A 6,000-nucleotide genomic window follows, 5' to 3' on the forward strand; every position below is an offset into this window, starting at 1 on the left:
ACGCGCAGGGCGGGGTTCCGGTCAGACGGCGACCGGTTCGGCGGCGGGTTCGGCGGTGTGCGCGGGGAGGTGGGCCATCAGGCGGTAGGCCAGGAGGGCGGCGCCGACCGCGAAGACCAGGCCGACCACGGCGGCCACGTGCATGCCGTCGGTGAAGGCGGCGCGGGCGGTGCCGAGCAGCTCGGTGCCGAGGCGGCCGGGCAGCTCGGCGGCGACGGTGACCGCGCCGCCGAGGGTGTCCTGGGCGGTGCGGGCGGCCTCGCCGTCCAGACCGGCCGGGAGGGCGCCGTCCAGCCGGGAGCGGTAGACGGCGGCGCCGGCCGCGCCGAGCAGCGCGATGCCGAGCGAGCTGCCGAGCTCGACCGCGGTCTCGGAGGTCGCGGAGGCGGTGCCGGCCCGCTCGATCGGCGCGGCGGAGACGACCATCTCGGCGGTGAGGGTCATGGTGCCGACGGTGCCGGCGGCCAGGACGCCCGCCGCGGTGAGGATGAGGGCGAGCGGGGAGTCGGTGCCGACCTGCGTCATCATCGCGAAGCCGACCGCGCCGACCACGAAGCCACCGGCCATCAGCACCGCCGGACGGACCTTCCCGGCGAGCGCCGAGCTCACACCGACCGCCGCACCGACGCCCACGCTGGGGACGAGCGACCAGAGCGAGGCCGTCAGCGGGCTCATGCCCTTGACCAGCTGCAGGTACTGCGAGGTGAAGAGGGTGAAGCCCATCATCGCGAACATCGCCACCGTGTTGACGGTGATCGCCCCGGTGAAGGCGCGGATCCGGAACAGGCTCAGGTCGAGCAGCGGGTCGGCGGCGGTGCGCTGGCGCCACACGAAGAGGCCGACGAAGAGCAGCCCGACCGGGACGGCCGCGGCGGCGAGCGGGCTCCAGCCGTCCACCGCGAGGGTCTTGACGCCGTAGACCAGCGGCAGGATCGCGGCCAGCGAGAGGCCGGCGCCGAGCAGGTCGAAGCGGCCGCGCTGCGGGGAGCGGTACTCGGGCAGCAGGACGGGGGCGGCGATCAGCAGCAGCACCATCACCGGGACGGCGACCAGGAAGACCGACCCCCACCAGAAGTGGTCCAGCAGGAGGCCGCCGACCACCGGGCCGAGCGTGGCGCCGGCGGTGAGGATGCCGCCCCAGGCGCCGAGGGCGATCTGCCGCTGCTTGGGGTCGTGGAACATGTTGCGGATCAGCGCGAGGGTCGAGGGCATCACCGTCGCCCCGGCGGCGCCGAGGACGGCGCGGGCGGCGATCAGCTGGCCCGCGCCGTCGGCGTAGGCGGCCAGTACCGAGGCGCCGATGAAGCCGGCGGCGCCGATCATCAGCAGTCGGCGGCGGCCGATCCGGTCGCCCAGCGAGCCCATCGTGATCAGCAGGCCGGCCAGCAGGAACGAGTACATGTCCATGATCCACAGCTGCTCGGTGCCGCTCGGCGCCAGCGTGGTGGAGATGTACGGGACGGCGAAGAAGAGCACGCCCATGTCCATGGTGAGGACGAGCGTCGGGAGCAGGAGGACGGCGAGGCCGATCCATTCGCGACGGCCTGCGCGGCCGGTGGTTGCGGTCATGGGGAAGACGGTACGGGCGTGTCAGACGCTTGTCTAGTACAAGCGTCTAAATCATTTGTCTCAGGCTTATGTGTGAGACGAGCGTGCAAGACATTTGTCCAGGCAGGCCTTAGCATCGGGCCATGGGAAATCGTGAGGACCTGCTGGCCGGCGCCAAGCGCTGCCTGTACGAGAAGGGCTACGGGCGCACCACCGCCCGGGACATCGCCACCGCCTCCGGCGTCAGCCTGGCGGCCATCGGCTACCACTTCGGCTCCAAGGAGGCACTGCTCAACGCGGCGCTGATCGGGGCGACGGAGGAGTGGGGCGGGGCCCTGGGCGTCGTGGTGGCACGCGCGAACGAGCTCGCGGACGGCCCGGAGGAGCGGTTCGTCGCGGTCTGGGACGGGGTGAAGGAGACCTTCGCCGAACACCGCGGCCTCTGGGCGGCACAGTTCGAGGCGATGGCGCAGGCCGAGCGGGCACCCGAGCTGGCGGCGGCGCTCACCGCGGCGCAGAGGGACGGGAGGCTCGGGCTCGCGGCACTGTTCCAGGGGCTCACCGAGGTGTCGGACACCGAGGACGAACTGGCCCGCGGCATCTTCTACCAGGCCCTGCTGGTGGGCCTGGCCGCGCAGTGGCTGGCCGCGCCCGAGATGGCGCCGACCGGGCGGGACTTCCTGCGCGGACTGCAGCTGGTCGGCGACGCCGTGCTGCGGCCGCCTACGCCGTGACGGCCGTCAGCAGCACCACCGAGTCGACGTGGGCCAGCAGCCCGTGCCGGTCCTGCGGGATCGGGTGCAGCTGGCCCGCGGACAACTCCTGCAGACGCCCGGCGACGGTCAGCGAGACCCGGCCGCGCAGCACCTGAATGCTCGCGGCCGCGGGCGCGTTGTGCTCGTCTAGCGCGGTTCCGGCGGTCAGCGCGATCACGGTCTGGCGCAGCACGCCGTCGTGCACCACGAGGTGGGCGCTGCGCCCGTGCGGGCTCTCGGCGGCCTTGGCCGCGTGCTCCACGGCGAGCTGTTCGAGATCGACCATCGGGTGTCCTCCTGGGCCGGGGGTGTCCTCCGGGGCCTGCCTGCCGGGCCCCTCACGGCGCCCCTGGGGCCAGCGTCGCGGACTCACCCGGCTCGCGCACCCCGGAGCAACCCGGCGTGCGGCGATCGCGGACTGCGCCCATGGTGGACCCATGGCGACCAATAACAGTTTCCTCAGCGGCTTCCAGGTCAACCGTCCGCTGCTGGCCGGCGGTGCGGTTCTCACGGGCATCGGCGCGGTGCTCGGGGCGGCCGGGGCGGTCATGGTGTGCGTGGCGCTGGCCACGGCCGGCCGCAGTTGGGTCCGACAGCTGGACACCCCGCCGACGGCCATGGCACAGCGGGCGCTGCGTCAGGCCAAGGTGGCTTCGACGGCGGCCTCGACGGCGGGCTGGCAGGCCTGGCGGGCCGAGCAGGGCTCGCCCAACTGAGCCCGAGTGTGGCCCGCGTGGCCCGCATGGCCCGATCGCCGGCCCGCTCGGGTGCCCGGCGACCGCTCCGCCGGTCCACCGCCTCGCCGCCCGCCCCCGTCCGACCGTCCCACCGTCCGCTGCCGCGCCGCCCGGCTTCACCCGGGCGGCGCAATCGTGCGCGGGCAATCGTGCGCCGGGCAGGCGTGCGCCGGGCGGGGGAGTGCCGGGTGGGGGAGTGCGGCGGGCCGCCATGGGGGTGCGGCCCACCGGCGCTCCCGGCAGTGACGGCCCGGAGGCCCCGCGGGGCCCGGGAGGCCGGCGGGCCCGCGGGGCTTCCCGCAGGGCGTCCGCTACAGGCCGAGCGACTTCGCGACGATGCTGCGCATGACCTCGCTGGTGCCGCCGTAGATCCGGAACACCCGGTTGTCGGTGTAGAGGCGGGCGATCGGGTACTCCAGGATGTAGCCGTAACCGCCGTGCAGCTGGAGGCACTTGTCGATCACACCGGAGGCCGACTCGGTGCAGAACAGCTTCGTCGCCGCCGCGTCCGCGACCGTCAGCTCCCCGTTCTGGTACAGCTCGAGCGCGCGGTCGACCATCGACTGCTGGGCCACCACCTGGGCCTCGCAGTCGGCCAGCGTGAACTTGGTGTTCTGGAACTCGGCCACCGCCTGGCCGAACACCTTGCGCTCCTTGACGTACTGGACCGCGAACCGCACCGCCGCCGCGGACGCCGCGTAGGCGCCGACCGCGATCGCCAGCCGCTCCTGCACCAGGTTGTGGGTCAGGTAGGAGAAGGCCTTGCCCTCCTCGCCGAGCAGGTTCTCCACCGGCACCTTGACGTCGCTGAACGCCAGCTCGGCGGTGTCGGAGGTGCGCAGGCCGATCTTCTGCAGCTTGCGGCCGACGGTGTAGCCCTCGGAGGTGGTGTCCACGCAGAGGATGGAGAGGCCGGCCCGGCGGTTCTGCGGGTCGTACGGCGCGGTGCGGCAGATCACCAGGACGAGGTCGGCGAGCACACCGCCGGTGATGAAGGTCTTGGCGCCGTTGAGGACGTAGTGGGTGCCGTCCTCGGAGAGCCGGGCGGTGGTGGTGATGCCCGCGAGGTCGGAGCCGGCGCCCGGCTCGGTCATCGCGATGGCGGTCATGATGTCGCCGGAGACGAAGCCCGGCAGCCAGCGCCGCTTCTGCTCCTCGTCGGCGTACTCCAGCAGGTACGGCAGCACCAGGCCGGTGTGCACGCCGGAGGAGCCGAAGCTGACACCCGCCCGGGCGGTCTCCTCGGCGACGACCGCCTGGTACTTGAAGCCGCTCTCGCCCGCGCCGTCGTACTCCTCCGGGACCTCGATGCCGAAGACGCCGAGCGCGCCGAGCCGGCGGTAGAAGTCGCGCGGCGGGTGGCCCTCGGCCTCCCAGCTCTCGTAGACGGGGACGACCTCGTTGGCGATGAAGTCCCGGATGGTCTCCCGGAAGGCCTCGTGGTCCTCGGTGAACACGGTGCGGCGCACGACGGCGCTCCCTTCGGTGGTGCCGGGCGGTGCGGACCGGCACGCCTGCGCCGCGGCCGGGCGGCTACGGGCCGGTGTACAGCTGATCGCCCCACAAGTTAATCCCGGGTAGCTTCGACTGTCCAGGGTCGTCGCGGCGGTGTCCGTACCGTGACCGAGCCCGGCTTCGCAGGCCAAGGGTCGCCACAAGTGAATCCTTGCTAACCTACGGGCGGCAGTGCGGGCGCCAGCCCCGCCGACCACTGGTCGGCACCCGGGCGGGCAAGGGCGAGGGAGCGGCGGCATGGTGGTTCGACGGCCGCCCGCACGATCCCGGCAGGCGCAGATCCTCGCCGTGGCCGCCGAGCGCTTCCACCGCAGCGGGTACCACCAGGTCTCGATGACGGAGGTGGCCGCCGGGGTCGGCATCACCGCGCCGGCCCTCTACCGGCACTTCCGGGGCAAGCCCGAACTGCTGGACCGCACACTCCGGTCGGGGCTGGACGAACTGGCGGACGGGCTGCGCGCGGCCTCGACCACGGCGGCCGTCGGCGCCACCGTGGCCGCCGTCGCGGTCGGGCACCGGCCGCTCGGCACGCTGGTGCAGCGCGACGCCCGGCTGCTGCCGCCCGCCCGGCGGGCCGCGCTGCGCCGCGAGCTGCGCGCGGACGCGGCGCTGATGGTCGCCGTGCTCCGTACCGAGCGCCCGGAACTCGAAGCCGCCGACGCCGCGTTGCTCTGCTGGTCGGCGCTCTCGGCCGGCGCCGCTCTGTCCTACCAGTCGGCCGTCCCGCAGCCGCGCCGGGCCGAGCGCCTGCTCGGCGAGCTGGTGGCCGCGATCCTGGCGGTACCGCTGGGTGGCACCCGCCCCGACCCGCAGGACCACCCCGCCGCCGCGCCGGCGCGGCCGCAGCCCCGCCGGGAGGAACTGCTGGCGGCGGCGGTGCGGTTGTTCCACCGGCGCGGGTTCGACAACGTCAGCACCGACCAACTCGGCGCCGCCGTGGGCATCTCGGGGCCCAGCGTGTACCGGCACTTCGACAGCAAGGCCCAGTTGCTGGCCGCCTCGCTGGTGCGCAGCCGGGAGCGGCTCTGGCACGAGGTGGAGGGCGCGATCGCCGTCGCCGCCGGCCCCGGGGCGGCCCTGGAGGCCGCGCTGGCCGCCTACGTGGGCTTCGCCCGGCGCAACAGCGACTACCTCGGCGCGATGCTGAGCGAGACCGAGCGGCTGGCCGCGCCGGACCGGCGGGCCGCGGTGGACTTCCGCCGGGACTTCCTGCGGACGTGGGTCGAGCTGCTCCGCCAGGTCCGCCCCGAGTACGACGCGGCCCAGGCCCGGATCCGGGTGCACGCCCTGTTCGCCCTGGTCAACGACGGCGTGCGGAACCGCCCGTACAGCGACCGGCCGGACCTCGGGGACTGTCTGCGGCGGCTCGGCCGGGCCGTGCTGGGTCTGGCCGAGCCGGGTCTGGCCGAGCCGGCATAGCGACGGCCGGGTGCCCGCCCCCGCGC

6 protein-coding genes are annotated in these 6,000 nt (G+C 74.1%); 3 read left to right on the forward strand and 3 right to left on the reverse strand.

Annotation, left to right across the window (positions count from 1 at the left end):
* Window positions 1–21: 21 nt before the first annotated feature.
* Entirely contained in the window at window positions 22–1,569 is a 1,548-nt protein-coding gene (locus ACFVYI_RS37940) for an MFS transporter (protein WP_387894097.1), read from the reverse strand.
* Window positions 1,570–1,691: 122 nt separating this feature from the next.
* Here ACFVYI_RS37940 and ACFVYI_RS37945 point away from each other — a divergent pair, with 122 nt between their 5' ends.
* Complete coding sequence (locus ACFVYI_RS37945) at window positions 1,692–2,282, forward strand: TetR/AcrR family transcriptional regulator (RefSeq protein WP_387894099.1); 591 nt, start codon at window positions 1,692–1,694, stop codon at window positions 2,280–2,282.
* Here the strand turns inward: ACFVYI_RS37945 and ACFVYI_RS37950 are convergent.
* A complete protein-coding gene (locus tag ACFVYI_RS37950; RefSeq protein ID WP_387894101.1) occupies window positions 2,272–2,589 on the reverse strand; it encodes a cupin in 318 nt (105 codons plus the stop codon). The genes ACFVYI_RS37945 and ACFVYI_RS37950 overlap by 11 nt on opposite strands.
* Before the next feature lie 151 nt (window positions 2,590–2,740).
* Here ACFVYI_RS37950 and ACFVYI_RS37955 point away from each other — a divergent pair, with 151 nt between their 5' ends.
* On the forward strand, window positions 2,741–3,019 hold the full coding sequence (locus ACFVYI_RS37955; protein WP_387894103.1) for a hypothetical protein: 279 nt from the start codon (window positions 2,741–2,743) through the stop codon (window positions 3,017–3,019).
* Window positions 3,020–3,351: 332 nt separating this feature from the next.
* Here ACFVYI_RS37955 and ACFVYI_RS37960 read toward each other — a convergent pair whose 3' ends face one another.
* The gene (locus ACFVYI_RS37960) at window positions 3,352–4,509 is read right to left on the reverse strand and encodes an acyl-CoA dehydrogenase family protein (protein WP_387894105.1); all 1,158 of its coding nucleotides are present in this window, start codon (window positions 4,507–4,509) and stop codon (window positions 3,352–3,354) included.
* 283 nt (window positions 4,510–4,792) lie between these two features.
* Here ACFVYI_RS37960 and ACFVYI_RS37965 point away from each other — a divergent pair, with 283 nt between their 5' ends.
* Entirely contained in the window at window positions 4,793–5,974 is a 1,182-nt protein-coding gene (locus tag ACFVYI_RS37965; protein WP_387894107.1) for a TetR/AcrR family transcriptional regulator, read from the forward strand.
* The last annotated feature ends 26 nt before the right edge of the window (window positions 5,975–6,000 follow it).

The sequence above is a fragment of the Kitasatospora sp. NPDC058218 genome (assembly GCF_042882445.1).
Lineage (GTDB): Bacteria > Actinomycetota > Actinomycetes > Streptomycetales > Streptomycetaceae > Kitasatospora.

Bases quoted from the DNA above. Each gene is read 5' to 3' on its own strand.
- ACFVYI_RS37950 (WP_387894101.1), bottom strand. From the start codon at position 2,589: ATGGTCGATCTCGAACAGCTCGCCGTGGAGCACGCGGCCAAGGCCGCC.
- ACFVYI_RS37945 (WP_387894099.1), top strand. From the start codon at position 1,692: ATGGGAAATCGTGAGGACCTGCTGGCCGGCGCCAAGCGCTGCCTGTAC.
- ACFVYI_RS37940 (WP_387894097.1), bottom strand. From the start codon at position 1,569: ATGACCGCAACCACCGGCCGCGCAGGCCGTCGCGAATGGATCGGCCTC.
- ACFVYI_RS37965 (WP_387894107.1), top strand. From the start codon at position 4,793: ATGGTGGTTCGACGGCCGCCCGCACGATCCCGGCAGGCGCAGATCCTC.
- ACFVYI_RS37955 (WP_387894103.1), top strand. From the start codon at position 2,741: ATGGCGACCAATAACAGTTTCCTCAGCGGCTTCCAGGTCAACCGTCCG.